The following is a 24,827-nucleotide window of genomic DNA, read 5'->3' as shown; positions in this document are numbered from 1 at the left end:
GATGCTTTTTCAGGTGGAAATGGACGTGCAGATCCCGCCCGGGATCGCTCCCGATGTGGTCGAGCAACTGAAAAAGACCGAGCGTGAACGCGCGCAGGAACTGCAGAAGACAGGCGAGTGGCGCCATCTCTGGCGGGTCGCCGGACGTTACGCCAATGTCAGTATTTTCGATGTGGCGAGCAATGAGGCGCTGCACGACATTCTGTCGACATTGCCGCTCTTCCCCTTCATGCGCGTCAGCGTGACGCCGTTGTGCCGGCATCCATCGTCGGTTCGCTCGGACGATCGCTAGGCGCGGGGCAGTCCTCTGTCTGCCGCAATCGGCAGCGGCTTCATCAGCAGAATCTCGCAAGCGCATCGAACAGCGCGAGGTTGAGGCGCTTTAGATCGTTGTTCACCGGCTGCGGCTGTGACGAGAATTTTGCGACGACCAGTTCGGCGCGCGGATTCACGTAGAGATATTGTCCGTGAATGCCGAGGGCGAAGAACGCGCCGCTTGCGTTGCCGGTCTGGTACCATTTGTTGCGATAGCGGCCTTCGGGAAGCCAGTCGACAAACATGCCCACGCGCCAGGCCTCGGTAGAGCCGTTCGTGATGGTATCCGACACCCAGTCCTGTGCAACGATCCGGCAGCCGTTTGCCATGCCGCCCAGTCGCATCATCTCGCCGATGCGGGCGAGGTCGCGCGGGGTCATACAGAAGCCGCCGCCGGTCCGGGCGCTGCCGATCGCATCGACGGTGATATAGGCATCCTGCCGCGCGCCGAGCGGCTGCCACAAACGCGCGGCAGCAAAATCGGCGAAACGCTGGCCCGAGGCGCGTTCGATCACCAGACCCAGCACGTCCGAATTCGGCGAGCAGTAGTGGAAGGGACCCCCGTGATCGCCGGCGCCCTTTTGCAGCGTAGCGAGGAAGGCCAGCAGGGAGTCCGGAGTATCTCCCGGCACCGACGGCTCGAGCAGGCCGGCGCGGCGGTACCGCGCGAAATCGCCGCGGGGATCCTGATAGGTCTCTTCGAAATCGAGGCTGACCCGCATGTCGAGGACATCGCGTATCCGCGCATCTGCAAAAGCGGAGGATTTGAGTTCGGGAACGTAGTGCGCGACGGTCTCGTCGAAATCGATCAGGCCGTCGCTGTATAAAATTCCCGCGACGATCGATGTCACCGACTTGCTCGCGGAGAACAGAATGTGCCGCGATTGCGCAGTAAAATTCGGCGCATGGTAATCTGCAACGACACGGCCGGATTTCATCACGACGAGGGCGTCGGTCGAAGTCCTGCGCAGCACATCCACGACACCAGCTGTTTCTCCACCGACAGCGAATGTCTGCCTGAGCAAGTCTCCGGGATCGACAGGTGGATCCTCGATCAGTCCCGGCGTCGCTGCGATGCGCGCCGTCGGAATGAGTTCGGACACGTGACGGAATGCCCAGACATTCCAGGGGGGCTGACGCCAGTTATCGAGACGAACGTCGCTTCGCGCGAAGCCGTAGTCGGCTTCGAAAGCGGAGGAGTGTGCGCGGCTGCTCATGAACTGATCTTCTCGCAGTCGGTCGGCTGAACGGCGCCGCCGAGCCAGCAGCCGTTGACAGCGTTGTCGTCGAAGCTGAAGCGCACCTTGATCGCGGACGGGCGATTCATCACGCGTCCCTGGCGAATGGTGATCTGGCGCTCCGACGCATCCACCATCCGGTTCGCGAGGAGACCGAATGACAAGGCGGAGGCTGCAATGCCTGTTGCCGCATCTTCCGGGTAGCCTGATGAACTCGGAAACTGCCGCGCATCGATGACCTGCGCCTGCTGGTCGGAAACCGCGTAGGGATAGAGACCGGTGGAGTTGATGCTGTTGCACAGCCGCTCCATCCTCGAGAAGTCAGGCTTCAGACCATCAAGGATGGACACGCTCTTCAACGGAATGAGGGTCTTGACCCGGCTTGTGCGGGCATTCTGGATCGGGAAGGGCGCGAGGCAGTCGGCACCGATACCGAGGACGTCGAGAATGTCATCGACGCTTTGGGGCGTATCGGGAAGGGGCTCGATGACACCCGCAGGCTGCGAGACCTCGACGGAGATTTCCTCTCCGACCGACTGGCTGATCCGCGCATGGACGCGGCCACTCTTCGTCAGGATCGTGATCCGATCGCGCTGCAGCCGGCCGAGCCGCTGAAGCAGCCATGTCGCGCCGACCGTTGCGTGTCCGCACATGGACATCTCATGATTGGGCACCCAGAAGCGAAACTCGAAATCGCAGTCCGAGTCTGGCGGAGGCGGCAACACAAACCCGCTCTCGTGCCCGTAGTCGCACGCGACCTGCTGCATCTCTGCATCACTCATGCCGGCAGCGTCGATCACGATCGGGGCGGGATTGCCGCCCTGCGGGCCTGCCGCAAAGACACTGACAAATCGAACCTGGGGTTCGGCAGACGTCGTCATCATGTTTGCACCCTCTAGCAGCCTCGCGCGTTCGCAAGACGCGTCAGCCAACGCTGCGCGGAATTCACCGGTGCGAAGCTACGGGGGGTGTTGCTGCGACGCGCGTTCCAGCGGGCCCTAGATTTTGATCGGCCGGGCCATGCGCTTGCGAACTTCGCTTGGCGATTGGCCCTCTGCCCGGCGCATCGCATGGGCCAGCGCCGCACCGCTGTCGAAGCCGACGCGGAGCGCGATCTCGCCGATCGGGAGATCGGTTGCCTTCAACAGCTCGCTTGCATTGTCGAGGCGGACACGTTGCTGGAATTCGCCAATCGACGCGCCGGTCCCCGCGCGAAACAGTCGGGTGATGTGACGCCGCGAAACGCCGAACCGTTCTTCCAGGGCGTCGAGCGGAACATCCCGGTCGGCATGAAGGGTGAGATAGTCCCTCAACTCCGTGACCAATGTCATGCCGTGTTCGCGATGCGAGGCACTGGATACGGCATCGCCGGTCAGAGCCTCGGCGATGCACTGAACGAGCAGGGCAGAGGACAGTCCGTGCCGGACATGGGCATTGCCGTAGGCATGCCTGCCATCCCCGACCAGCAGCGCCTGCAGGGCGCGCAGTCTGTCTGACCGGCGAAACAGCCGGGTCGTTGATGTCCTGCGGCGGAATTCGCTCAGCGAGCCGTTCTCTCTTTCGAGGCGCTTCAGGACCGAGCCAGTTGCGTAGATAGCGACATGGCTATGTGCACCGATACCCGCGCGCGTCTCATGCGCCTGGTTCGGCGGAACGATCGCGAACCGGTCCTGCGACAGCCAGCTGCCTTCGCGTGCGGCTTCGTGCTTCAGCTCGATCGTCCCGCGGCTCGGCAGGATGAACATCAGGCAGTCATGCCAGTGCCACGGCATGGCGTAATCGCCGCGACCGGCGACAGCCGCGTGCTCGTCGTCCGCCGCGATCAGGAGATCTGCGTTTGCCGGATGACGTAGCCGTTCGAATGAACTCAGCATGTTCGAGCCCACATGTGTTGTCGACGAACCTAGCAGGGTGCGCCAATGCCCGCCAATCGACGCCCGGTTACTCCGCCGCGATGGCCGCCGGCTTCGGGCGCTTCTTCACGCGCTTGATGGTGCCCGAAAAGGTCAGCAGCGAACGCTCACCGGCTTTCAGGATTCCGCGCAGGAAGATCAATGAGCCGCCGATCCGGGTCATTTCGCCGTGGCATTCGACCAGCTCGCCTTCGCGGGCCGCATCGAGGAATTCGCAGCCGAACGAGACGGTGATGCCGGGGCCCTGCAGCTCGCGGGAGGCCAGCGCAAACAGGCAATAATCGGCGAAGGTCATGAAGCAGCCGCCATGGACGTTTTTCATGCCGTTGAGGTGCTTTTTCTCGACCCGGAAGGCGCAGCGGACGGAGCCGTCGGCCTCGACCTTGTGCCAGAACGGGCCGGAGACCGATTCGAAGGAATCCCGCTTCCAGGTGGTCCAGCCCGCAAATTCCCCCTCCGTCGCGGTATAGGCGTCGGCGTGGAACGGGATGGTGGCATCGGCGGGCACATTCACGGTCTGAACTCCTTGGATTGGCTGCGAAAAGTGTTAAATCCGATCCATCCGGCGGGCGCAATCCGGCGCCGGCGCAGGGCCTTATGCAGGCTGTTTTTCGAGCAGCACGGGCATTGCCCGGGCAAAGCTTGGGACATGCGGGGAACGGGCCGGAATAGGCCTTTTCCGCATGCTCCGATCTCCCTATGAAGAAGCCTTACAGAGCCAAGAGACCCCATGACCGAGCCAAAGATCACTCCCGAACTCGTCGCTTCCCACGGCCTCAAGCCCGACGAGTATGAGCGCATTCTCAAGCTGATCGGGCGGGAGCCGACTTTCACCGAGCTCGGCATCTTTTCGGCCATGTGGAACGAGCATTGCTCGTACAAATCCTCGCGCATCCATCTGAAGGGGCTGCCGACCAAGGCGCCGTGGGTGCTGCAGGGGCCGGGCGAGAATGCCGGCGTCATCGATATCGGCGACAATCAGGCCATCGTGTTCAAGATGGAGAGCCACAACCACCCGAGCTATATCGAGCCCTATCAGGGTGCGACCACCGGTGTCGGCGGCATCCTGCGCGACGTCTTCACCATGGGCGCGCGTCCGATCGCCTGTTTGAACGCGCTGTCGTTCGGCGCGCCGGAGCATCCGAAGACCCGCCACCTCGTATCGGGCGTTGTCGCCGGCGTCGGTGGCTATGGCAATTCCTTCGGTGTGCCCACCGTGGGCGGCCAGACGCGTTTCCACACCCGCTATGACGGCAACAACCTCGTCAACGCGATGGCTGTCGGTCTTGCCGATGCCGACAAGATCTTCCTTGCTGCGGCGTCGGGCGTGAACATGCCGATCGTCTACTTAGGGTCCAAAACGGGCCGCGACGGCATCCACGGCGCGTCGATGGCCTCGGCCGAGTTCGACGAGGATTCCGAGGAGAAGCGTCCCACCGTGCAGGTCGGCGATCCCTTCGCCGAAAAACTGCTGCTGGAAGCCTGTCTCGAAATCATGGCCGCCGATTGCGTCATCGCGATCCAGGACATGGGCGCTGCAGGTTTGACATGTTCGGCCGTCGAGATGGGCGCCAAGGGCGACCTCGGCGTCGAGCTCAATCTCGACGCCGTGCCGACGCGCGAAGAAGGCATGACCGCCTATGAGATGATGCTCTCGGAAAGCCAGGAGCGCATGCTCATGGTGCTGAAGCCCGAGAAGGAAAAGCAGGCCGAGGATATTTTCCGGAAGTGGGGACTCGACTTCGCGATTGTCGGCTACACCACACCGACGCTGCGCTTCGTCGTGAAGCATGGCGGCAAGGTGATGGCCGATCTGCCGATCAAGGAACTCGGCGACGAAGCGCCACTCTACGATCGTCCGCATGTGCCGTCGCCGGTGCTGCCCGTCGTGCATGCGCGTGATATCGCCGCGCCGTCGTCGATCCCGGATGCACTGGAGAAGCTGATCGGCACACCCGAACTGTGCTCGAAGCGCTGGGTGTGGGAGCAGTACGACCACGTCATTCTCGGCAACACCGTGCAGCGCCCCGGTGGCGACGCCGCGGTGGTGCGCATCGAGGACGGCCCCAAGGGTCTTGCGATGTCGGTCGATGTCACGCCGCGCTATTGCGAGGCCGATCCGGTCGAGGGCGGCAAGCAGGCGGTCGCCGAAGCCTGGCGCAACATCACCGCGGTCGGCGGCAGGCCGCTGGCGGTCACCGACAATCTCAACTTCGGCAATCCGGAGCGGCCCGAGATCATGGGCCAGCTCGTCGGCTGCCTGAAGGGCATCGCCGAAGCCTGCATCACGCTGGATTTCCCGATCGTGTCCGGCAATGTCTCGCTCTACAACGAGACCAACGGCCGCGGCATCCTGCCGACCCCGTCGATCGGCGGCGTCGGCGTGCTCGACGATTTCACCAAGTCCGCAACGCTGGCCTTCAAGGCGCCGGGCGAAGCGATCCTGCTGATAGGCGAAACCAAGGGCTGGCTCGGTCAATCGGTCTATCTGCGCGACATCTGCGGCAAGGAAGAGGGCGCGCCGCCGCCGGTCGACCTGGCCACCGAGAAGCGCAATGGCGACGTGGTCCGCGGCATGATCCATGCCGGCACCGCGACCGCCGTGCATGACATCGCCGATGGCGGCTTGCTGGTGGCACTCGCCGAAATGGCGATGGCCTCCGGCATCGGCGCCAAGCTCGATGCCGCGCCATCATCGACGGTGCCGCATGCCTGGTGGTTCGGTGAAGACCAGGCGCGCTACATCGTGACTGTCGCGGAAGATCAGCTGCTGACCGTGCTGTCGAAGCTGAAGAATGTTGGCGTGCCCTGCGTGCAGATCGGCAAGACCGGCGGACACGCGGTGGCGATTGCCGGCGAGCGTGCGGTGGATATCAAGGCGCTCGTGCATGCGCATGAAAGCTGGCTGCCGAACTATATGAGCGGCAAGGCATCGTAAGGCGCTGATCTTTTCCCTCCCCCTTGCGGGGAGGGTAGCCGGCCGAAGGCCGGACGGGTGGGGGTGCCACAAGCGACGGCGTTTGCGGAGACACCCCACCCCGGCCTATCGGCCGACCCTCCCCACTGCGCTTCGCTTGGGGGAGGGAGGCCATGAGCGTTCGTCAACCGTCTCAGTAGCTCAGCGTCCGGTCGACCAAATTCATCAGCGGCGTGCCGCATTCCGCGCGTGCGATATTGTCGGCGATGTTTTCGGCGGCCGATGCAGCACGCGTTGCTGCTGCGATGTGGGGCGAGATCGTGACACCCGGATGCGACCAGAACGGATGGTCTGATGGTACGGGCTCGGTGCGGAAGACATCGAGCGTCGCCTGCGCCACGCGTCCGCTGTCGAGTGCCGCGATCAGCGCATCGTCGTCGATCAGCGTGCCGCGTCCGGCATTCAGGATGAAACTTCCCTTGGGCAGAAGCGCCAGCCGTTCGGCATTCAGGAGATCGATGGTCTCCGGCGTCTGGGGCAGCAGCCCCACGAGGATGTCCGCCGAGGCCAGCGCCTCCGGCAGATTCTCCATCCCTGCGAGGCAGCGGACACCCGGCACCTCGCGCAGGCTTCGACTCCAGCCGGTGACGCGAAAGCCGAGTTGCACAAGTGCGCTCGCCGCAGCCGATCCCAATTCGCCGAGACCCAGCACCGTCACCGATCGGTCCGTGGCGAGTGGCGGCACATGTTGCGTCCATGTCAGCGGTTTCTGACAGACATAGCGGTCCATGCCGAGATGCGCGCGCAGGGCGTGACCCACGACCCATTCGACCATGCCCTGCCGGAGGCCGTCATCGACCATGCGGCACAGCGGCTGCGTCAGCGTCGCGTTGCCGACGATCTTCTCGACACCGGCCCAAAGGCTCAATACGGCGCGCGCATTGCTGAAAGGGGCGAAATCGGTGATGGGACCACCGGTCGCGTGGATGATGTAGTCCACGTCCTGATGCGCAATGTCACCCAGGAGACTGGCTCGCGCGTCGATGCTCCGGCGCCGGAGGGCATCCAGAATGGGTTCGCAATAGTCCTCGAACAGCGCCGGCGTGACGTTGAACAGAAGATTGATCGCCTTGTCGCCGTTGCGCGCGCGCATGCTGGTCTCCTGCAGATCGTCGTTCATGTTGGAAGGCGGAAAGGACGGTGTGACGAAGCTACAGCACCCGCTTCACGCCTGGGATCGCCCGCAGCGCCCTTGTCGCTGCCCAGCTCGCCGCCAGCGTGCCTGCGAAGGCTATCAGTGCTTTCGATCCGGCGCCGAGCGGCGCGTTCAGCAGCGCATATTGCAGCCACAGCATCGGGATGTAGTGCAGCACGAAGATGCCATAGGCATCGCCGCGCAGCGGATCGAAGATGCTCTTCTCGCGTTGGCCGAAGCGCAGGAACAGCGCCAGCACCGCGAGGCAGATCAGCGTACAGGCGACCGCATAGATCACGCCATAGCTCGACTGCCACCAGAACGGCGGCGCGCCGGTGAGATTGGCGAGCTTCATGCGGCGGAAATTGACGAGAAAGGCGAGCGAGCCAAAGGAGGCGGCGGCGGCGATGGTCCACCACAGCCATTGCCGTGCCAGCGCGCCGGTGCGGGCCAGCAGGCCCTGGTCGATATTGGCGGCGCCAATGCCCATGCCGGCGAAGAAGAACACGCCATAGATCGCCATGCGGCTGAACTGCACCTGCAGCGGGCCCCAGCTGAACCAGCGGACAGCACCGACCGTAAACAGGAACGGCACATAGGAGATCACGGCGATGACGGCGAGCACAGCGGCGAACAACCACGGTCGTTCGAAGGCACGGATCGACAGCCGGTTGATGCCGTCGACCAGTCGCGGTGCGAACAGGAAGACCGGGATCGCGACGAGATCGAGAAACAGCAGATACCAGATGAACCAGCCGGGGCCGGCGAACCATTGGCCCTGTTTGAAATTGTTGACGTAGAATTCGACAAAGCCGGTCTTGTGCGTCGACAGGCTGAACGACGCGTAATAGGCGATCGGCATCAGCACGAAGATCATCGCCAGGAAGGGCAGGCCGAGGCGCAGCGCGCGGTCGCGCAGGAAGTCGCCGATGCCCTTGCGCTTCAGGCTCGGCCACACGAACAGGCCCGACAGCATAAACATCAGACACATGAAGAAGGTGTCGTTGAACAGCGTCAGGATGTTGAAGCCGATCCAGCGTTGGCTGTCGACGATCGGCGCGGTCGACCACAGATAGTGGTTCGGGTAATAGCGCCCGAAGGCGGTGTAAGCGACCGCCGCGTGGTTCGCCAGCACGAGCAGCGTGACAAAGGTGCGGGCGCGATCGAGCGCAGCGTTACGGTCCGACATGTGAACGGCGAGCCCCCTCGCTTCCGCGCGCAACAGGCGTCGCCGGGCGCATCAGTGATGCGCGCCGTCATGATAAATGTCGAAAGCCGCTTCGGCAATCAGCCGAGGATCACGCAGGTACTTCCTCGATTTTCACCTTGTCTGGATAAAATGCGAGATAATCCTTGATCTCGGCCATCGCCGGAAACGGCGTCTCATAGGTCCAGATCGCGTTGTCGAGAACCTTCTCGCCGGTCTTGATGCTGTAATAATTCGCGTCGCCCTTGTACGGGCAATGCGTCACACGGTCGGTGCGCGCTACCGCGTCCATATTGGCGTCCGCGCGGGGGATATACAGTACTGCGGGGTAGCTGGCCTCCTTGAGGCTCAGGGCATTGGTCGTGTCGGCGATCACGACGTCCCCGGCAGAAACACGGATGTGTTTGCCGGCGGGCGCAATGGTGATCGGGTGGTCCGGGCCGGGAAGCTTCATGGTTAAACCCTTGTGATGGTCATATTTCACTTCTTCAGATGTGCGATCCCTCCGGCCTTTAAAAGGGGCATGCGAGGGATTATCGTTAGAAAGCCGTGACGTCATGCGGCAGCCGCGATAGGCTCGCAATCCGAGGCGGCACCGACTGGCCGCGATTCGAACCTTTCTGGAGACCCGATTAATGCCGATGGACGCCCGCGATATCGAGACCATGATCAAGGCCGCGATTCCCGACGCGCAGGTGACGATCCGTGATCTGGCCGGTGACGGCGACCATTACGCGGCAACCGTGATCTCGGAATCCTTCCGCGGCAAATCCCGCGTCGCCCAGCATCAGATCGTCTATCAGTCGCTGAAAGGCCAGATGGGCGGCGTCCTGCACGCGCTGGCGCTGCAGACGGGTGTGCCAGAGGCGTAGTTTTCCCTCGCCCCGCTCTTGCGGGGAGAGGGTGGCTTCGCGCAGCGAAGACGGGTGAGGGGCGATGCGAGGTCGTGTTCGTAGCACTCAGATCTCGCGAAAACTTCGCGCTAACCAGACCGATGCCGAGACCAAGCTCTGGCATCGCATACGCAACCGGCAAGTCGGCGGTTTTAAATTTGCCCGGCAGGAAGCGATAGGCCCCTATATCTGCGACTTCGTTTGTCGGGAACAGCGCCTCGGTCGACGGCGGCCAACACCTAGAATCCAAACGAGATGAAATTCGCGACACGTATCTGCGGGCGGAAGGCTATGGCGTGGTGCGTTTCTGGAATAACGACGTCTTGTCCAATATCGACGGCGTGCTGATGCTGCTCGACCAGGCGTTACGTGCAGATGGCCAAACAGCGGTTTAGAGCCGCCCCGACCCGAGAACATGCCTTCGTTGGAATTGTGTGCCCGGCCCCTCACCCGGATCGCAAGGGCGATCCGACCTCTCCCCGTAAAGGACGGGGGGAGGTTAAGAAGGCTACTCCACCGCCATCAGCGCATGCACCGAGAAATGCTTGTCCGCGTCGGTCCATGACGCCTTCGGCTCCCAGCCCGAACCGCGGGCCAGCGTCGCAAAACGCTCGATGCTGTATTTGTAGCTGCTCTCGGTGTGAATGCTTTCGCCGGCACGGAACGCGAAGCTGCGACCGAGCACATGCACGGTCTGCGGCTTCCTGGCGATCAGGTGCATCTCGATGCGGTGGCGTTCCTTGTTGTAGATCGCGCGGTGCGTGAAGGCCGAGAGATCGAAATCGCCGCCGAGTTCGCGGTTGATGCGCACCAGCACATTCATGTTGAACTTGCCGGTGACCCCTGCCGCGTCGTTATAGGCCGCGTGCAGCAGCTTCTCGTCTTTCTCCAGATCGATGCCGATCAGCATCAGGGCGTCCTTGCCGAGAATGGCGCGGGCCGAGCGCAGAAAGGCGCAGGCCTCGTGCGGCTCGAAATTACCGAGCGTCGAGCCCGGGAAGAAGCCGACCTTCGGCATCATCCGGATATCTGCGGGAAGGTCGAACGGTGCGGTGAAATCGGCATTCACCGGCAGCACCTTCAGGCCCGGGAAATCCTTGCGCAGCTCGGCTGCCTGCGCCTGCAGGAAGTCGCCTGAGATATCGACCGGCGCATAGGCGCCGACGTCGCATTCATCCAGCAGCAGCCGCACCTTGGTGGTGGCGCCGGCGCCGAATTCGATCAAGGCGGCATTCTTCGGAATGATCGCGTTGATGTCCTTGCCACGCGAGCGGAGGATGCCGAGCTCGGTGCGGGTCGGGTAATATTCCGGCAATTTGGTGATCTGTTCGAACAGCTCCGAGCCGGCTTCGTCATAGAAGTATTTCGGCGACAGCTTTTTCGGGTGCTGCGACAGGGCTTCGGCGACATCCGCGGCAAATGCGGAGGCCGAGGCATTCAGCAGCGACAGTGCCAACGGGGCATGAACGTTCATGTCAGTCTCCTCAACGCTTTCGAAGCGCCGTGATGTCAGGAAGTCAGTTGCCGTAATCGGCCAGCCGCAGGCCCGTGAATTGCCAGCGATGGTGGGGATAGAAGAAATTGCGGTAGGTGACGCGGCTGTGATCGTCCGGGGTCGCCAGCGATGAGCCCCGCAGCACCAGCTGATTGATCATGAACTTGCCGTTGTATTCGCCGAGTGCGCCTTCGATGGCGCGGTAGCCCGGATAGGCCGCGTAGGAAGACCGCGTCCATTGCCAGACGATGCCGAAGGCGTCGTTGAGCTGGCCGGCACGCGCCGCCACTTCCCATTCCATTTCGGTAGGCAGATGCTTGCCGCTCCAGCGCGCAAAGGCGTCGCATTCGTAATAGCTGACGTGGCACACCGGCGCGTCGGGATCGATCGGCTTCAATCCGCCGAGGGTCATGATCTGCCACGCGCCATCGACCTTGCGCCAGTGGCCGGGCGCCTGCCATTCCTCGCGGGCCACAGTGGCAAAGCCATCCATCAGCCACAGCGTCGCTTCCTCGTAACCGCCGGCCGCCATGAAGGCGAGCCATTCGCGGTTGGTGACGAGATTCCTTGCGAGCTTGACGGGACCGACAAGGGCGCGATGTGCGGGCTTCTCATTGTCGAAATGGAAGCTCTCGCTCTGATGGCCGATGGTGTGGATGCCTTCGGTGAGCGTGGTCCATGCTTCGCCCGATGTGGTTGAGGTCGGGAAGCGCCAGTCGGCGTCATAGGCCGGCGGGATCGGGTTCTGCGCGAAGGCATGCAGGATGTCGGTGAGCATCAGCTCCTGATGCTGCTGCTCGTGATTGAAGCCGACTTCGAGGAGGGGGATCAGCGAGGTCAGCTTGTCGTCCGACGTCTCGTTGAAGAATTTGATGACGGCCGCATCGACATGCTTGCGATAGGCGGTGACTTCGTCGGCGCCGGGCCGGGTGAGATGGCCGCGCTGGGCGCGGGCGTGGCGGGGACCAGCGGAGACGTAATAGGAATTGAACAGATAGGCGTAGTCGGGGTGGTAGACCTTGTAGCCGGGGGCGTGATCGCCGAGCAGGAATTGCTCCCAGAACCAGGTCACATGGGCGCGGTGCCACTTCGCCGGGCTAGTGTCGGGCATCGACTGCACCAACTGGTCTTCCGGGGAGAGCGGGGCGGCGCGGCGTTCGGTTTCGTTGCGGACCGTCAGGAAGGCGTCGCCCAGTCTTTGGGCCAGTGCGCCTGCGGGGGCGGATTCGGAGGCGGGGGACGCGGTGCCTGAACTCTTGGCGAAAGCTGGATTCGTCACGAAAGTCTCCGATTTTGGAGAGAACGTTGCTCTTGGTGATGGGTTCCCGAGCAGCCTGTCCTAAATAGGTCATCCGATTGGTTATAAAAGGCCTGTCGTCATATGATCTTTGGCCGGACCGGACTTGGCAAAAACTGCGGAAAAACGACCGCGAAGACCGGCAATGGGGCCTCAAGGCCTGTGATTTCAGACGCTTGATCACGTCCATAAGACTTGGGGTGCGGAACGGATTCGGCTACATATATGACAAGTCTGACCGGGCGAGCGCCCGATGGCTGGGCCGCCAACTCCAGACCTTGAATCTGGACCTTGAACAGGGACGTGACATGAGCATTGAGCAATTCATCGAGAACGAAGTGAAGACCAACGACGTGGTGCTGTTCATGAAGGGCACGCCGCAATTTCCGCAGTGCGGTTTCTCGGGCCAGGTGGTCCAGATCCTCGATCACGTGGGTGTCGGCTACAAGGGCCTCAACGTTCTCGAATCCGCCGATCTGCGCGACGGCATCAAGACCTATTCGAACTGGCCGACCATTCCGCAGCTCTATGTGAAGGGCGAATTCGTCGGCGGCTGCGACATCATCCGTGAGATGTTCCAGGCTGGCGAGTTGCAGAGCCTGCTGGCCGAGAAGGGCGTGATCGCCGCCCCGGCCTCGGCCTGATTTCAAGTCGACAAATAGGCGCGGCGACGCTCGATGTCGTCGTGGCCGACATCACGACTCTCCGCGTTGACGCCATCGTCAACGCGGCCAATGCGTCGCTTCTCGGAGGCGGCGGTGTGGACGGCGCCATCCATCGGGCTGCCGGCCCCGACTTGCTCGCTGAATGCCGCACCCTCAGGGGTTGCGAGACCGGCGACGCCAAAATCACCAAAGGTTATAAATTACCGGCCACGCGTGTGATCCACGCGGTGGGTCCTGTTTGGCATGGTGGCGAGGCCGGCGAGGATGAGGCGCTGGCGTCCTGCTACCGGCGGGCGCTGATGTTGTGTCAGGCACATGGCCTGGCCTCCGTTGCGTTTCCGGCCATCTCCACCGGTGTCTATGGCTTTCCGGCCGCGCGTGCGGCTCCCATCGCCGTGGGCTCGGTCATCCAGATGCTGAAAGACGCACCGGTGGTCACGGCCGTCACCTTCTGCTGCTTTTCGGAGCCATCTGCGGACCTGCATCGCCTCGCGCTCGCACGCGCACTTCCCCTTGTCTGAGAACGCCCCGCCGTTACACTCCTTTGATCAGGCAAAAGGAGCGGCGATGAATTTGCGGCACAGACTACGCGCGCTGCTCTGCGGAGCGCTGCTGCTCGCCGGATCGCCCGTCTTCGCCCAGGATCGCTTCGCCGCCGAAGGCACCTTCGACATTCCCGCCGGCGCCAAATTCTCGCAGGAGAAGCTGGCCAAGATCGGCGAATTCTTCCGCAAGCAGATCGCCGACGGCAAGATCCCCGGCGCCATTGTCCTGATCCAGCAGCACGGCAAACCAGTCTACAAGGAATTCTTCGGCGTCCGCGATCCTGACACGAAGCAGCCGATGACGGATGATACGATCTTCCGGCTGCATTCCATGTCGAAGCCGATCACGTCCTTCGCAGCGATGATGCTGATCGATCAGGGCAAGCTCAAGCTCGACGATCCCGTCTCGCAATACATTCCGTCTTTCGCCAAGGCCAAGGTCGGCGTCGAGAAGAAGCTGGAGAATGGCGAGAAGGCGCTGGACATCGTCGCGCCCAACCGCCCGGTGACGATCCGCGACCTGCTGCTGCACACGTCCGGCATCACTTACGGCTTCTATGGCGAGAGCCTGGTCCGCCGCGCCTATGGCAATGCCGATATCTATAGCGGCGATTTCGACAACAAGGAATTCGCCGACCGCATCGCGCAACTGCCGCTCGAACACCAGCCCGGCACCATGTGGGACTACGGCCACTCCACCGATATTCTCGGCCGTGTGATCGAAGTCGTCACCGGCAAGTCGCTGCTCGGTTACGAGGAGCAGGCGTTTCTCGGACCGCTCGGCATGAAGGACACCGGCTTCTTCGTGAAGGAGAAGTCGAAGGAAGTGATGCTCGCCAAGCCGATGGCCTGGGATCGCGATTTCCGCACCGGACGGCAGGGTCGCCCCGACACCTACCAGAAATGGGAGTCCGGCAGCGGCGGCATGGTCTCGACACTGGCGGACTACACGAAATTTGCGCAGATGCTGCTGAACGGCGGCGAATATGACGGCAAGCGCTTGATGAGTGCGGCGACGTTCAAGGATATGACCACCGATCACATCGGCAAGGATTCCGGCGTCGGTCGTGACTATCTGTATTTCCCCGGGGACGGTTTCGGTTTCGGTTACGGCTTTGCCGTGCGCACCGATGCCGGCAATGCCAAGCCGCCGCCGCCTGGATCGCTCGGCGAATTGAAATGGGACGGCGCCAGCGGTTGCTATTTCATCATCGATCCCAAACAGGATTTCTTCTTCATCCTGCTCGAGCAGACGCCGTCGGAGCGACAGCGCATTCAAAGGTCTTTGAAGCTGTTGGTCTATGAAGCGCTGGAGAAATAGGCGCGCCGTACTCCTGCTGCTGACGCTCTGCTGCGTCGGCACCGTTATCGTGCCTTCGCCGCCGGCCCGGGCCGAAAAACCGCAATCCATCGCGCGCGAATTCTCTGCCGAAAAACTGCTGGCGCTCGATCGCTACTTTCTCGGCATGGTCGCGGAGCGGAAGATTCCCGGCGCGGTGGTGTTGGTGCAACAGCACGGTAAGCCTGTCTATTTCGATACGTTCGGCAATCTCGACAGCGGGCACCCGATGACGCGGGATGCGATCTTCCGGCTGTATTCGATGTCGAAGCCGATCACCTCGGTAGCCGCGATGATGCTGGTCGAGGATGGCAAGCTGCGCCTCGACGATCCCGTTGCGAAATATATCCCGGCTTTCGCGAAGACGAAGGTGGGCGTTGACGTTAAAGGCGGCGACGAACACGCCACATTCGGCTTCGTGCCGTTGCAGCGGCCGATCACCATCGCCGATTTGCTCAAGCACACATCGGGCATCACTTACGGTTTCTATGGCGACGATCCCGCGCGGAAACGTTATGCGCAGCTCGATATCTTCGGTCGCGACTGGGACAACGCGTCCTGGGCCGACCGCATCGCGCAGCTTCCGCTCGCCGAGCAGCCCGGCACGCTGTGGGACTACGGCCATTCCACCGACATTCTCGGCCGCGTCATCGAAGTGGTGTCCGGCCAGTCGCTCTATCATTTCCTGGAGGAACGGCTTTTCGGTCCATTGGGGATGCGGGACACCTCGTTCTACATCACCGATGGCGAACGGCGCTCGCGTGTGGCGGAGCCGTTCCCGGGAGATCGCATGGTCGGGCCGGTGATCGGCATGCACGATCCCGCGGAGGTCATGCAATGGGAGGCGGGGGGCTCCGGTCTGGTCGGTACGGCGGCGGATTACGCGCGCTTCCTGCAGATGCTGCTCAATGGCGGCACGCTTGACGGCAAGCGCTATCTCAAACCGGAAACAGTGGCAGAGATGACGCGCGATCACGTCGGTCCGCAGAGCGGCGTGAAGCGCGATTATTATTATTTCCCGGGCGCTGGCAGCGGCTTTGGGTTGGGCTTTGCGGTGCGGACGAAAGAGCTCGCGAGCGAGCCCGGCCCGATCGGCGAATATCGCTGGGACGGCGTCGGCGGCACGTTCTTCTGGGTCGATCCAAAGAACGACATGTTCGTGCTGGTGATGACGCAGGCACCGTCGCAGCGGGTGCGGATGGAGATCGACGTGCGGAAGATCATCGCCGAGGCGTTGAAGTAAGAACACTGTAGCTCCCTCGCCCCGCTTGCGGGGAGAGGGTGGCGCGGACGTAGTCCGCGACGGGTGAGGGGGAGCCAGTGTTTTACTCGCTGGCTCCCCCTCACCCGGATTGCTCGCTTCGCTCGCAACCCGACCTCTCCCCGCGAGCGGGGAGAGGTTAAATCCCGCGCACCACGTCCCTGGTCAACCCCAGCGTTTCCCCGATCATGTCCGCACTGACATCCAGATGCGTGCAGGCGCGGATGCGGCCGTCCATGGTGGCGAGCGATACGCCTTTCGTGCGCAGCGCTTTCACCATATCCGCGCCGCTGATGCCTGCGCCCGCGGGATCGAAGAAGACGAGATTGGTCTCCGGCTGCTGAACTGCGATCCCGTCGATCTGGGCCAGTCCGCGCGCCAGCGCGTGCGCATTGGCGTGATCGTCGGCGAGGCGCTCGACGTGATGGTCCAGCGCGTGGATGCAGGCGGCGGCAACGATGCCGGCCTGGCGCATCGAGCCGCCCAATCCCTGCTTCCAGCGCCACACTGCATCAATGTAGTCGCGCGTGCCGGCGAGCACGGCTCCGATCGGCGCGCCGAGCCCCTTACTGAAATCGATCCACACCGAGTCCCAGCCGTCGGACATCCTGCTCGCACCGATACCGGTGGCGACGCAGGCATTCATCAGTCGCGCGCCATCCATATGCGTGGCAAGGCCGCGGTCACGCGCGATGGTGACGATCGCTTCGAGGTCGGATTTCGACCAGATGGTGCCGCCGCCGATATTGGCAGTCTGTTCGACGCTGACCACGGTCTGCGCTGCCTCGTAGCGCGTGCGCGGATGCAATGCGGCGCGCAGTTCGTCGGGTGTGAATTTGCCGTCGGCGCCGTCGAGCCCGGTAATCTGGAAGCCGCCAAGCGCGGCATGGGTGCCGCCCTCGCGCGAGAGGATATGCGCGGTGCGATGCGCGAGGATCTCGTCGCCGGGCCGGCAATGCGCCAGCAGGCCGGCGACATTGCACATGGTACCCGATGGCATGAACACTGCGGCTTCCTTGCCGAGCAGTTCGGCGACGCGGTCGCAGAGCGCGTTGACGGTGGGATCGTCGCCGACCTGCTCATCGCCGACATCTGCCGCAGCCATCGCCGCGCGCATCGCGGGCGTGGGCTTCGTCTGTGTGTCCGACAGCAGATTGATGCGGACCGGCGGCTGTGATGGGTCGGGGCGAGCAGGAGTGAAGGGCATTGGGAATTCCACGTTGTTACACACCACAAGCTACCCCGTCATTGCGAGCCCGCAAAATCGTCTTGCGATTTTGCTGAGCGAAGCAATCCAGAGTGAACGAGCGAAGGCTGGATTGCTTCGTCGCTACGCTAAGGGGAAAGTTGCATGCAACTTTCCTTGACCTCGCAATGACGGCTGATGGGACAGAGGCCAAACAAAAAAGGCCCCGGAAAATCCGGGGCCTTGATCTCGTCTGCGCTGTTAGAAATTAGCGCGAATAGAATTCGACGATCAGATGCGGTTCCATCTGCACGGCGAAAGGAACGTCCGACAGCTGCGGAATGCGGATGAACTTGGCGGTCATCTTGCTGTGGTCGGTTTCGACGTAATCCGGGGTGTCGCGTTCGCCGAGCTGGCTGGCTTCGAGTACGAAAGCGAGCTGCTTGGAGGATTCCTTGATCTCGATGACGTCGCCGACCTTCACGAGATAGCTCGCGATGTTGACGCGCTTGCCGTTCACCTTGATGTGGCCGTGGTTGATGAACTGACGGGCCGCAAACATGGTGGCGACGAACTTGGCGCGATACACGACGGTGTCGAGGCGGCGCTCGAGCAGGCCGATCAGGTTTTCACCGGTGTCGCCCTTGAGGCGGCCGGCTTCCACATAGATGGAGTGGAACTGGCGCTCGGAGATGTTGGCGTAATAGCCCTTCAGCTTCTGCTTGGCGCGCAGCTGCGTGCCGAAGTCGGAGAGCTTGCCCTTGCGGCGCTGGCCGTGCTGGCCGGGGCCGTATTCACGCTTGTTGACCGGAGACTTGGGACGACCCCAAATGTTCTGGCCCATACGGCGATCGATTTTATATTTAGCTTCACTACGCTTTGTCATCGCGTCCTCGATGTTCAATGGTCAATGTGAGGAGACGCGCCCTCCTGTGTACCGTGATCAGTCCAGAGTCTGGAAAATCTCGGCACCGACAGGTTCATTCCCAAAGCTGGGTGGAGAACCACGGGTGCGAAACGCTTCGCGGGCCGAAAACGGCCCGCGAGCAAGGCGGTTTCTAGGGTGAAGGCCCGGTTATGTCAATTGAAAGACAGGCGTTTTGCCGTTTGGCGGGCTTATAGCGCCAATCCGGCCATTTTTGGCGCAAAATCGGTCTCGAAAGGGCAGTTTTACCGCCTGATGCCCTCGAAACCAGCGGCGATTCCGCGCTGGAACAGTGACCAGTCGAATCCCAGCGCCAGGGCCACATAGCCCCGCTCGACCATGGCGTTGCCCATCTCGGCGTTCAGCGCCGCGCCGCCCAGCGGTACGCCTGACTTGAGGATTCCCGCTTCGGCCTTTGCCACCAGCGCCTGCACCTCGGGATCGCCGGGCTGGCCGCGTTTGCCGATGGATGTGGCGAGGTCGCCGACGCCGATCACGGCGATGTCGATGCCCGGTGTGGCCATGATCTCGCCGATCCGGTTCACCGCATCGATATGCTCGATGGTGATCATGCAGATCATGCTGTCGTCGGCGCGCGCCATGTAGTCGGGCATGCCCACGTTCCAGCGGAACGGCGCGTGGAACGGTCCCCATAGCCGCTCGCCCTGGGTCGGATAGCGCAGGCTGCGCGCCGCCTTATAGGCATCGTCGGCGCTGTTGATCATCGGGAAGTTGATGCCCATCGCGCCGAAATCCATCGGCGCTTTCGCCAGCCATGGCTCGTTGGCGGCGATCCGCACCAGCGGCGTGCAGGGCGTGCCCGCGGTGGCCATGATCATGCCATGCGCCGTGTTGAGATCGATCGGGCCGTGTTCGAGGTCGACGATGATCCAGTCGAGCGACTGCGCCATGACGCGCACGGTCTGGATCGACGGGATGGTCGCGATGGCTCCGAAAGTGGGGCGGCCCTCGCGCCATTTCTGCTTGAGATCGTGAAATGGCGCGGGGGTCGTCATCGTCACATGGGATCCTGTTATTTCGGCGCGGGCGTCGCCACCGGCTTGCCGTCTTCCACGACATAGACTGCCATGATCTTCAGGCCCTTGTCGCCGGTCTTCACGTCATGCGGAATCCCGGCCGGGACGGCATAGGAATCGCCGGCCTTCAGCAGTTTGTCGGGCTGGCCCTCGACGATCAGCGTCGCGTCGCCATCGAGGACGTAACCGGTATCGACACCCGGATGGGTATGGCGGCCGGCGAGCTGGTTCGGGCCGAGCTCAGCCACGACCGTCACGATGCGATGGCCGGCAGGATATTTGACGTCCTGCAGCGGCGTGCGCTTGATGCCTTGTGCACTGGCAGCGCCGGCGCAGGCCGTGATCGCCGCGCCAACAAGCAGTGTCTTGAGAAGGCCATTCTTCAGAAAATTCGTATCGAGCATGCTGGTCTCCCTTTGCCGTTCTCTTTTCGGAACGGCGCGCCGCAAGGCTAGCAGCGCGCAAGGGAAAGTCGAGATGTCGTCGCTAGGCCGCGACCTGTCCGCCGAAGAACGGCGCCAGTGCTTCCGGCCAGGCGTGGCGCTTGCCGGAGGTGTAGAGCAGCACGGCATCGCCGGGCGGCACGCCGGGCTGATGATCGCCGATCAGGCCGACCACGCGCCGTGCGATTGCCGGGGCCGGATCGATCCATGCCACCGGCCACGGCGCGATGCGATTGAGGTGGTCGAGCAACAGCGGGTAATGCGTACAGGCGAGCACGATCGTGTCGGTGCGGGCACCGGCGGCGTCCTGCACGAAGCAGGGCGCGATCTCGCGAAACAGATCGGCGTCGTCGATGCCCTGGCCGCCGAGTGCGCCTTCCGCCAGTGCGGCGAGTTCGGCGGAGCCGACCAGCGTGACGATGCAGCCGCCGCCGAATTCGCGGATCAGCGTCTGGGTATATTCGCGCTTCACGGTACCTGACGTGCCGAGCACGGAGACGCGCTTGCTGACCGAGCGCGCGCAGGCCGGCTTGATCGCCGGCACGGTGCCGACAAAGGGCACGGCATAGGCGGCGCGCAGATGGCTGAGCACCAGCGTCGAGGCCGTGTTGCAGGCGATGACCACGAGATCCGGCCGGTGCGCGTCGATCAGCTCGCCCATCAGGGGCACGACGCGGCCGATCAGCGCGTCTTCGGTGTGCTGGCCGTAGGGAAAGAACGCGTCATCGGCCACATAGACATAGCGGGCATCCGGACGCGCCTTGGCGATCTCGCGCTGGACGGTGAGGCCGCCGAGACCGGAGTCGAACACAAGGATGGTGGGACGCGTCGGCATCATGAGAGCCTAGGGGAGGATGGTTACTGCGGAGTTGCTGCGGGTCTGGCAATCAAGACAGGGGCATTCGGGCTTTTTCGGGAAGGGCGGCGCGTTCTTAACCTCTCCCCGCTCTGCGCGGGGAGAGGTCGCCGCGACTTCGCGGCGGGTGAGGGGCATGGCACGCGGCCAGCCCCATATCGTTCTCTTTCGAAGCGCAATCTTCGACCCGCGAGCGAACCGCGTGGGAGAGGCCATTGCCTCGCCCCTCATCCCAACCTTCTCCCCGTGCAGAACGGGGAGAAGGAGCACACGGGCCCTCGCGGTTGGCTACACCGGCTCCAACGGCCGTCGCTGACCTTCCGGTAGCTCAACGTCTATCGCGTCGCCCGCCGCCACTTCGCCGTCGGCAACGACCACCGCCATCACTCCGGCCTTGCAGATGACATTGCCTTCTGCATCGCGGCCCTCCGTCGCTGCCTTCAATCCCTTCTGAAAGCGGTCCATCAGCACACAGGGTTCGCGCAGGCCGGTGAGTTCGATCACCGCATGTGTGCCCAGATGCAGCCGCGTGCCGGTCGGCAGTGCTGCGAGGTCGGTCCCCGATGTGGTGACATTCTCGCCGAGATCGCCGGGCTGGATCGTGAAACCCTTGGCGCGCAATTCGTCGAACAGCTCGCACGGGATCAGATGCACCTGGCGCAGGTTCGGCCTGGCGGGATCGCGGCGGCGGTCGTAGCGATGCTGCACCAATGCGCCCATATGCCCGTCGCCTTCGACGCCGAGACCCGCGAGCAGGCGAATGCTCAGGCTTGGCGTCTTGCTGAAGTGATGACCGCGCCGCAGACATACGGCGACGATGTAGCCAGTGGACTCCGTCCTCATGGTGAGGAGGCGCCGCTTCGGCGCCGTCTCGAACCATGGCGTGTGGCGCTCATCCTTCGAGACGCGACGAAGACGTCGCTCCTCAGGATGAGGTACCGAACACGCGTGTGAAGATCGTGTCCACATGCTTGAGATGATAGCCGAGGTCGAACTTCTCGGAGATCTCGTCGTCGGTGAGATATTTCTTCACCTCGGGGTCGTTCTTCAGCAGTGTCTGGAAGTCGCCTTCGCCGCGCCACACCGGCATGGCGTTGCGCTGCACGAGCTTGTAGCTGTCCTCGCGCGACGCGCCCTTCTGCGTCAGCGCGATCAGCACGCGCTGCGAATGCACGAGGCCGCCGAGGCGGTCGAGATTCTTCTGCATGTTGGCGGGATAGACCAAGAGCTTCTCGATCACGCCGGCCATGCGGTTGAGCGCGAAGTCGAGCGTCACCGTGGCGTCGGGGCCGAACATGCGCTCGGCGGAGGAGTGCGAGATATCGCGCTCGTGCCACAGCACCACGTTTTCCAGCGCCGGCGTCACATAGGCGCGCACCATACGGGCGAGACCGGTGATGTTCTCGGTCAGCACCGGGTTGCGCTTGTGCGGCATGGCCGACGAGCCCTTCTGGCCCTCTGAGAAGAACTCCTCGGCTTCCAGCACCTCGGTGCGCTGCATGTGGCGGATTTCTACAGCCAAGCGCTCCATCGACGAGGCGATGACGCCGAGCGTCGCGAAGAACATCGCGTGGCGGTCGCGCGGGATCACCTGGGTCGAGATCGGCTCGGGCACGAGGCCCATTGCTTTCGCGACATGTTCTTCGACGCGCGGATCGATCTGCGCGAAGGTGCCGACGGCGCCGGAGATCGCGCAGGTCGCGACTTCCTTGCGCGCGGCGACGAGGCGCTCGCGGTTGCGGGTGAATTCGGCATAGGCATAAGCGAGCTTGAGACCGAAGGTGACCGGCTCGGCATGGATGCCATGGGAGCGGCCGATGGTCGGCGTCATCTTGTGCTCGAAGGCGCGGGTCTTCAGCGCCGCCAGCAGGCGGTCGATATCGGCGATCAGGATATCGGCGCAGCGCGTCAGCTGCACGTTGAGGCAGGTGTCGAGGACATCCGATGACGTCATGCCCTGATGCACGAAGCGCGCCTCGGGGCCGACGATTTCGGCCAGATGGGTCAGGAAGGCGATGACGTCATGCTTGGTCTCGCGCTCGATCTCGTCGATGCGCTCCACATTGAAGGTGGCGTCCTTGGCCTTGGCCCAGATCGTCTTCGCCGCATCCTTCGGAATGGTGCCCAGTTCCGCCAGCGCATCGGCGGCGTGTGCCTCGATCTCGAACCAGATCTTGAAGCGGGTCTGCGGCTCCCAAATGGAGGCCATTTCCGGACGGGTATAGCGAGGGATCATTGCGCACTCTGACGTTTGGGGGATTACGCCGCGCTTTAGCAGATCGGGGCGGGGGAGGCCAGAACGGATGGCGCGATGGATCGATTTTTCGGACGCCTATTACTCGCTTTCTGCTTCCAGTTGACGAAGTGCAACAAGCGCTCGTTCGACATTCTTTCGTTGCGCTGCTGCAGTGGCATCCAATTTACCGGCAATCGCAGAAATCTTTAATAGCGCTTCTTTGACCTGTCCGTCAGCAGCAGCAATTTTGGTGGCGTCTTGGATGGCAAACCAGTTATTGCGAAGAATGATAATCTGAAGATTTAGGTCGAAGCTGATGAGGTTGCTTCCGCTTGGTGGCGTGGAGTTCACATCCAAGACGCCAGTTGGCTGCAGCGCGCGAAGGCGATCAACGTATGGATACTGCTGACTATTGTCGACCGCTGACGCTATTTTTTGAACTCGATCAGTAATGTCTTTAATGAATGCAATGCCGGATATCACAGTTTCGCCGGTGTCGAGGCGCTGCTGCCAATATGTTAGCTCCGAGACGTGAACTCCTCGCCACTGAGCTCGCAACTGCAGTTGTACAGAAGTGAAAGCTAATCCGGCCGCTATTACGGTGATAAGCGCGCCCAAAATGGGACCGCCGATTTCTTTGTGCTTAACCAGCAAAGCAGAGAACTGAGATTCTGGTTTTTGATCGAGTAGATAAAAAAGGGCACCCACAAGTGCCGTCATAACAATAACAAAAATCACAAATCCAAAGAAATACCGCATGAAAGCGCCCCTCTAATATCAGTAATGTCTAACTGATTTTGGGCAACTTACGATAGATGGCTTTGCCGTGCGCTATCGTTTGTCGTACCTAGGGTGCATCTAGTGCAATTTCGCCAGCCTCGTCGTCACCGCCATGAACCTTCTGTTCGGCCCGGCGTGGAATTCATGGGCGTCCACGGTCTCCACCAGCACGGCCAGCGTCTGCGTGCCGTCTTTGGCGTGGTGATGATAGACATCGGCGATCCCGTAGGCGGTCACGCAGCGGCGTCGCTTCGGCAATTGCTTGTCCTGCTGCAGGGTGACGGGCGCGGCGCCATCGATGCTCATCTGTAGCGTCATGCCGGTGATGATGACGCTGCCAAAGGTGCCGCGGCCGCCGGCGCCATAACATGATGCCTTGCCGAGCGCTTGATCGGAGATCGTCAGCGCCAGCTTGCGGCCGTCCGGCAAAGTGATGGTCTGCGTGGCGGCGAGCGGCTTCGGGTCCATCTGGTAGATGCCGATCTCGTCGAGATCCATCGACGGTTTGCCGGCGAAGCGCGTGCCGGGCTCGGTGATACCAAGCTTGCCCAGCAGCGGCTTGGCCTTGGCCATCAGCTCGGCGCGCAGGGCATCCACTTCGCGCTCGTCATCGTCTTTGGTGCGAAGGGAGAAGGGCGTACCCTTCGCAAAGTCGTCGGTGCGGGTGTCGATCACCTGGATCTCGGCGACGATCTCGGTCGCATCATAGAGCTGCGTATAGTGCTCGAAGGCGAAATGCGCGCCGTCCGGCGAGAAGCCGATCACTTTGCGCGCGGCGGCATCCCCGGCCTGCGCCGTGCCGAGCAAGGCGAACGAGAGCAGGGGAGCGAGCAGGAAGCGGCGAAAGCCGGCGATTGAATGCTGTGTCATCCCGGTTGGTCGCGCGACGTGCCGCGAAGTTCATGGCTATATGGGTCTTCGCGGGTATTGACAATATTCCTTCAAGGACTATTATCCGAATTGTCCGGTTCGCGAGGGGCGCTTCATGAGGCGTCTTGAGGTGGAACAGGGATGCGGCGCCTGCGGGCATGAGGGAGACGTTCCCTCGCGCACTCGGGAGGCCTTGGGTCACCGTCCGGCCCCA

The 24,827-nt window shown here is 62.6% G+C and carries 27 protein-coding genes; 9 read left to right on the top strand and 18 right to left on the bottom strand.

What is annotated here, in order from left to right:
• Position 1: 1 nt before the first annotated feature.
• Positions 2 to 292, top strand: a complete 291-nt coding sequence (catC, locus tag AB8A50_RS11500) for a muconolactone Delta-isomerase (protein ID WP_439077715.1) — start codon at positions 2 to 4, stop codon at positions 290 to 292.
• A gap of 43 nt (positions 293 to 335) precedes the next feature.
• Here catC and AB8A50_RS11495 read toward each other — a convergent pair whose 3' ends face one another.
• From AB8A50_RS11495 to AB8A50_RS11480, 4 genes are all read right to left on the bottom strand, one after another.
• Entirely contained in the window at positions 336 to 1,532 is a 1,197-nt protein-coding gene (locus AB8A50_RS11495; protein ID WP_439077714.1) for a serine hydrolase domain-containing protein, read from the bottom strand.
• Positions 1,529 to 2,437, bottom strand: coding sequence for a PhzF family phenazine biosynthesis protein (locus AB8A50_RS11490; protein ID WP_439077713.1), 909 nt, complete (start codon positions 2,435 to 2,437; stop codon positions 1,529 to 1,531). The genes AB8A50_RS11495 and AB8A50_RS11490 overlap by 4 nt, the downstream gene beginning before the upstream one ends.
• Positions 2,438 to 2,551: 114 nt before the next feature.
• On the bottom strand, positions 2,552 to 3,427 hold the full coding sequence (locus AB8A50_RS11485) for a helix-turn-helix domain-containing protein (protein ID WP_439077712.1): 876 nt from the start codon (positions 3,425 to 3,427) through the stop codon (positions 2,552 to 2,554).
• Between the two features lie 67 nt (positions 3,428 to 3,494).
• Positions 3,495 to 3,974 carry a PaaI family thioesterase gene (locus AB8A50_RS11480; RefSeq protein ID WP_371419948.1) on the bottom strand — a complete coding sequence of 160 codons (480 nt, stop codon included), beginning with the start codon at positions 3,972 to 3,974 and terminating at the stop codon, positions 3,495 to 3,497.
• Between the two features lie 222 nt (positions 3,975 to 4,196).
• On the opposite strand from AB8A50_RS11480, the gene purL reads away from it, so the two are divergent.
• The gene (purL, locus tag AB8A50_RS11475) at positions 4,197 to 6,404 is read left to right on the top strand and encodes a phosphoribosylformylglycinamidine synthase subunit PurL (protein WP_309948790.1); all 2,208 of its coding nucleotides are present in this window, start codon (positions 4,197 to 4,199) and stop codon (positions 6,402 to 6,404) included.
• 172 nt (positions 6,405 to 6,576) lie between these two features.
• Here the strand turns inward: purL and AB8A50_RS11470 are convergent, their stop codons facing one another.
• The 3 genes from AB8A50_RS11470 to AB8A50_RS11460 all read right to left on the bottom strand — a co-directional run bounded on the left by AB8A50_RS11470 (position 6,577) and on the right by AB8A50_RS11460 (position 9,239).
• On the bottom strand, positions 6,577 to 7,536 hold the full coding sequence (locus AB8A50_RS11470) for a 2-hydroxyacid dehydrogenase (protein ID WP_439077711.1): 960 nt from the start codon (positions 7,534 to 7,536) through the stop codon (positions 6,577 to 6,579).
• A 58-nt stretch (positions 7,537 to 7,594) separates the two neighbouring features.
• Positions 7,595 to 8,767: an acyltransferase family protein gene (locus AB8A50_RS11465; protein ID WP_439077710.1), complete on the bottom strand. Its 1,173-nt coding sequence runs from the start codon at positions 8,765 to 8,767 to the stop codon at positions 7,595 to 7,597.
• 109 nt (positions 8,768 to 8,876) lie between these two features.
• Positions 8,877 to 9,239, bottom strand: coding sequence for a DUF427 domain-containing protein (locus AB8A50_RS11460; RefSeq protein ID WP_089265668.1), 363 nt, complete (start codon positions 9,237 to 9,239; stop codon positions 8,877 to 8,879).
• A gap of 181 nt (positions 9,240 to 9,420) precedes the next feature.
• Here AB8A50_RS11460 and AB8A50_RS11455 point away from each other — a divergent pair, with 181 nt between their 5' ends.
• The 3 genes from AB8A50_RS11455 to AB8A50_RS11445 all read left to right on the top strand — a co-directional run bounded on the left by AB8A50_RS11455 (position 9,421) and on the right by AB8A50_RS11445 (position 10,073).
• Positions 9,421 to 9,657: a BolA family protein gene (locus AB8A50_RS11455; protein WP_068735968.1), complete on the top strand. Its 237-nt coding sequence runs from the start codon at positions 9,421 to 9,423 to the stop codon at positions 9,655 to 9,657.
• Positions 9,658 to 9,721: 64 nt separating this feature from the next.
• Positions 9,722 to 9,937, top strand: a complete 216-nt coding sequence (locus AB8A50_RS11450; protein ID WP_439077709.1) for a DUF559 domain-containing protein — start codon at positions 9,722 to 9,724, stop codon at positions 9,935 to 9,937.
• The gene (locus tag AB8A50_RS11445) at positions 9,864 to 10,073 is read left to right on the top strand and encodes a DUF559 domain-containing protein (protein WP_439079963.1); all 210 of its coding nucleotides are present in this window, start codon (positions 9,864 to 9,866) and stop codon (positions 10,071 to 10,073) included. Before AB8A50_RS11450 ends, AB8A50_RS11445 begins: the two co-directional genes overlap by 74 nt.
• A gap of 113 nt (positions 10,074 to 10,186) precedes the next feature.
• On the opposite strand, the gene egtD is transcribed toward AB8A50_RS11445, so the two are convergent.
• Both egtD and egtB read right to left on the bottom strand, forming a co-directional pair.
• On the bottom strand, positions 10,187 to 11,152 hold the full coding sequence (gene egtD, locus AB8A50_RS11440) for an L-histidine N(alpha)-methyltransferase (protein ID WP_089265017.1): 966 nt from the start codon (positions 11,150 to 11,152) through the stop codon (positions 10,187 to 10,189).
• Positions 11,153 to 11,195: 43 nt separating this feature from the next.
• On the bottom strand, positions 11,196 to 12,452 hold the full coding sequence (egtB, locus tag AB8A50_RS11435) for an ergothioneine biosynthesis protein EgtB (protein ID WP_439077708.1): 1,257 nt from the start codon (positions 12,450 to 12,452) through the stop codon (positions 11,196 to 11,198).
• Positions 12,453 to 12,778: 326 nt separating this feature from the next.
• On the opposite strand from egtB, the gene grxD reads away from it, so the two are divergent.
• The 4 genes from grxD to AB8A50_RS11415 are packed head-to-tail and all read left to right on the top strand — an operon-like array spanning position 12,779 to position 16,262.
• On the top strand, positions 12,779 to 13,114 hold the full coding sequence (grxD, locus tag AB8A50_RS11430; RefSeq protein ID WP_068736311.1) for a Grx4 family monothiol glutaredoxin: 336 nt from the start codon (positions 12,779 to 12,781) through the stop codon (positions 13,112 to 13,114).
• Positions 13,114 to 13,656, top strand: a complete 543-nt coding sequence (locus AB8A50_RS11425; protein ID WP_439079962.1) for an O-acetyl-ADP-ribose deacetylase — start codon at positions 13,114 to 13,116, stop codon at positions 13,654 to 13,656. The genes grxD and AB8A50_RS11425 overlap by 1 nt, the downstream gene beginning before the upstream one ends.
• 46 nt (positions 13,657 to 13,702) lie before the next feature.
• Complete coding sequence (locus tag AB8A50_RS11420) at positions 13,703 to 15,001, top strand: serine hydrolase domain-containing protein (protein ID WP_439077707.1); 1,299 nt, start codon at positions 13,703 to 13,705, stop codon at positions 14,999 to 15,001.
• Complete coding sequence (locus AB8A50_RS11415; RefSeq protein WP_439077706.1) at positions 14,982 to 16,262, top strand: serine hydrolase domain-containing protein; 1,281 nt, start codon at positions 14,982 to 14,984, stop codon at positions 16,260 to 16,262. Before AB8A50_RS11420 ends, AB8A50_RS11415 begins: the two co-directional genes overlap by 20 nt.
• A gap of 157 nt (positions 16,263 to 16,419) precedes the next feature.
• Here the strand turns inward: AB8A50_RS11415 and AB8A50_RS11410 are convergent, their stop codons facing one another.
• From AB8A50_RS11410 to AB8A50_RS11370, 9 genes are all read right to left on the bottom strand, one after another.
• Positions 16,420 to 17,487 (bottom strand): threonine aldolase family protein, encoded by a 1,068-nt coding sequence (locus AB8A50_RS11410; RefSeq protein WP_439077705.1) that lies wholly within the window; start codon positions 17,485 to 17,487, stop codon positions 16,420 to 16,422.
• Positions 17,488 to 17,734: 247 nt separating this feature from the next.
• Positions 17,735 to 18,352: a 30S ribosomal protein S4 gene (gene rpsD, locus AB8A50_RS11405; protein ID WP_089265666.1), complete on the bottom strand. Its 618-nt coding sequence runs from the start codon at positions 18,350 to 18,352 to the stop codon at positions 17,735 to 17,737.
• A gap of 284 nt (positions 18,353 to 18,636) precedes the next feature.
• Positions 18,637 to 19,407 carry an HpcH/HpaI aldolase family protein gene (locus tag AB8A50_RS11400; RefSeq protein WP_439079961.1) on the bottom strand — a complete coding sequence of 257 codons (771 nt, stop codon included), beginning with the start codon at positions 19,405 to 19,407 and terminating at the stop codon, positions 18,637 to 18,639.
• A 17-nt stretch (positions 19,408 to 19,424) separates the two neighbouring features.
• Entirely contained in the window at positions 19,425 to 19,832 is a 408-nt protein-coding gene (locus AB8A50_RS11395; RefSeq protein WP_439077704.1) for a cupin domain-containing protein, read from the bottom strand.
• Between the two features lie 82 nt (positions 19,833 to 19,914).
• On the bottom strand, positions 19,915 to 20,706 hold the full coding sequence (gene murI, locus AB8A50_RS11390) for a glutamate racemase (protein ID WP_439064367.1): 792 nt from the start codon (positions 20,704 to 20,706) through the stop codon (positions 19,915 to 19,917).
• Between the two features lie 309 nt (positions 20,707 to 21,015).
• Entirely contained in the window at positions 21,016 to 21,570 is a 555-nt protein-coding gene (locus tag AB8A50_RS11385) for an MOSC domain-containing protein (protein WP_439077703.1), read from the bottom strand.
• Positions 21,571 to 21,652: 82 nt separating this feature from the next.
• On the bottom strand, positions 21,653 to 22,963 hold the full coding sequence (gene purB / locus AB8A50_RS11380) for an adenylosuccinate lyase (protein ID WP_120292744.1): 1,311 nt from the start codon (positions 22,961 to 22,963) through the stop codon (positions 21,653 to 21,655).
• Between the two features lie 99 nt (positions 22,964 to 23,062).
• Positions 23,063 to 23,722, bottom strand: coding sequence for a hypothetical protein (locus AB8A50_RS11375; protein WP_439077702.1), 660 nt, complete (start codon positions 23,720 to 23,722; stop codon positions 23,063 to 23,065).
• Positions 23,723 to 23,821: 99 nt separating this feature from the next.
• Positions 23,822 to 24,613, bottom strand: coding sequence for a DUF2259 domain-containing protein (locus tag AB8A50_RS11370; protein ID WP_439077701.1), 792 nt, complete (start codon positions 24,611 to 24,613; stop codon positions 23,822 to 23,824).
• Positions 24,614 to 24,827: the final 214 nt, after the last annotated feature.

It is taken from the genome of Tardiphaga sp. 841_E9_N1_2, assembly GCF_051811065.1.
In the GTDB taxonomy this organism is placed as follows: Bacteria; Pseudomonadota; Alphaproteobacteria; order Rhizobiales; family Xanthobacteraceae; genus Tardiphaga; species Tardiphaga robiniae.
The sequence above is the reverse complement of the archived record's forward strand: the minus strand, read 5'-3'. Positions and strand labels throughout refer to the sequence as shown.

What these genes read in the sequence shown, in the direction of transcription:
- catC (WP_439077715.1), top strand. Translation starts at nt 2, where the DNA reads ATGCTTTTTCAGGTGGAAATGGACGTGCAGATCCCGCCCGGGATCGCT.
- AB8A50_RS11495 (WP_439077714.1), bottom strand. Translation starts at nt 1,532, where the DNA reads ATGAGCAGCCGCGCACACTCCTCCGCTTTCGAAGCCGACTACGGCTTC.
- AB8A50_RS11490 (WP_439077713.1), bottom strand. Translation starts at nt 2,437, where the DNA reads ATGATGACGACGTCTGCCGAACCCCAGGTTCGATTTGTCAGTGTCTTT.
- AB8A50_RS11485 (WP_439077712.1), bottom strand. Translation starts at nt 3,427, where the DNA reads ATGCTGAGTTCATTCGAACGGCTACGTCATCCGGCAAACGCAGATCTC.
- purL (WP_309948790.1), top strand. Translation starts at nt 4,197, where the DNA reads ATGACCGAGCCAAAGATCACTCCCGAACTCGTCGCTTCCCACGGCCTC.
- AB8A50_RS11470 (WP_439077711.1), bottom strand. Translation starts at nt 7,536, where the DNA reads ATGCGCGCGCGCAACGGCGACAAGGCGATCAATCTTCTGTTCAACGTC.
- AB8A50_RS11465 (WP_439077710.1), bottom strand. Translation starts at nt 8,767, where the DNA reads ATGTCGGACCGTAACGCTGCGCTCGATCGCGCCCGCACCTTTGTCACG.
- AB8A50_RS11460 (WP_089265668.1), bottom strand. Translation starts at nt 9,239, where the DNA reads ATGAAGCTTCCCGGCCCGGACCACCCGATCACCATTGCGCCCGCCGGC.
- AB8A50_RS11455 (WP_068735968.1), top strand. Translation starts at nt 9,421, where the DNA reads ATGCCGATGGACGCCCGCGATATCGAGACCATGATCAAGGCCGCGATT.
- AB8A50_RS11450 (WP_439077709.1), top strand. Translation starts at nt 9,722, where the DNA reads ATGCGAGGTCGTGTTCGTAGCACTCAGATCTCGCGAAAACTTCGCGCT.
- egtD (WP_089265017.1), bottom strand. Translation starts at nt 11,152, where the DNA reads ATGAACGTTCATGCCCCGTTGGCACTGTCGCTGCTGAATGCCTCGGCC.
- grxD (WP_068736311.1), top strand. Translation starts at nt 12,779, where the DNA reads ATGAGCATTGAGCAATTCATCGAGAACGAAGTGAAGACCAACGACGTG.
- AB8A50_RS11420 (WP_439077707.1), top strand. Translation starts at nt 13,703, where the DNA reads ATGAATTTGCGGCACAGACTACGCGCGCTGCTCTGCGGAGCGCTGCTG.
- AB8A50_RS11415 (WP_439077706.1), top strand. Translation starts at nt 14,982, where the DNA reads ATGAAGCGCTGGAGAAATAGGCGCGCCGTACTCCTGCTGCTGACGCTC.
- AB8A50_RS11410 (WP_439077705.1), bottom strand. Translation starts at nt 17,487, where the DNA reads ATGCCCTTCACTCCTGCTCGCCCCGACCCATCACAGCCGCCGGTCCGC.
- rpsD (WP_089265666.1), bottom strand. Translation starts at nt 18,352, where the DNA reads ATGACAAAGCGTAGTGAAGCTAAATATAAAATCGATCGCCGTATGGGC.
- AB8A50_RS11400 (WP_439079961.1), bottom strand. Translation starts at nt 19,407, where the DNA reads ATGACGACCCCCGCGCCATTTCACGATCTCAAGCAGAAATGGCGCGAG.
- AB8A50_RS11395 (WP_439077704.1), bottom strand. Translation starts at nt 19,832, where the DNA reads ATGCTCGATACGAATTTTCTGAAGAATGGCCTTCTCAAGACACTGCTT.
- murI (WP_439064367.1), bottom strand. Translation starts at nt 20,706, where the DNA reads ATGCCGACGCGTCCCACCATCCTTGTGTTCGACTCCGGTCTCGGCGGC.
- AB8A50_RS11385 (WP_439077703.1), bottom strand. Translation starts at nt 21,570, where the DNA reads ATGAGGACGGAGTCCACTGGCTACATCGTCGCCGTATGTCTGCGGCGC.
- purB (WP_120292744.1), bottom strand. Translation starts at nt 22,963, where the DNA reads ATGATCCCTCGCTATACCCGTCCGGAAATGGCCTCCATTTGGGAGCCG.
- AB8A50_RS11375 (WP_439077702.1), bottom strand. Translation starts at nt 23,722, where the DNA reads ATGCGGTATTTCTTTGGATTTGTGATTTTTGTTATTGTTATGACGGCA.
- AB8A50_RS11370 (WP_439077701.1), bottom strand. Translation starts at nt 24,613, where the DNA reads ATGACACAGCATTCAATCGCCGGCTTTCGCCGCTTCCTGCTCGCTCCC.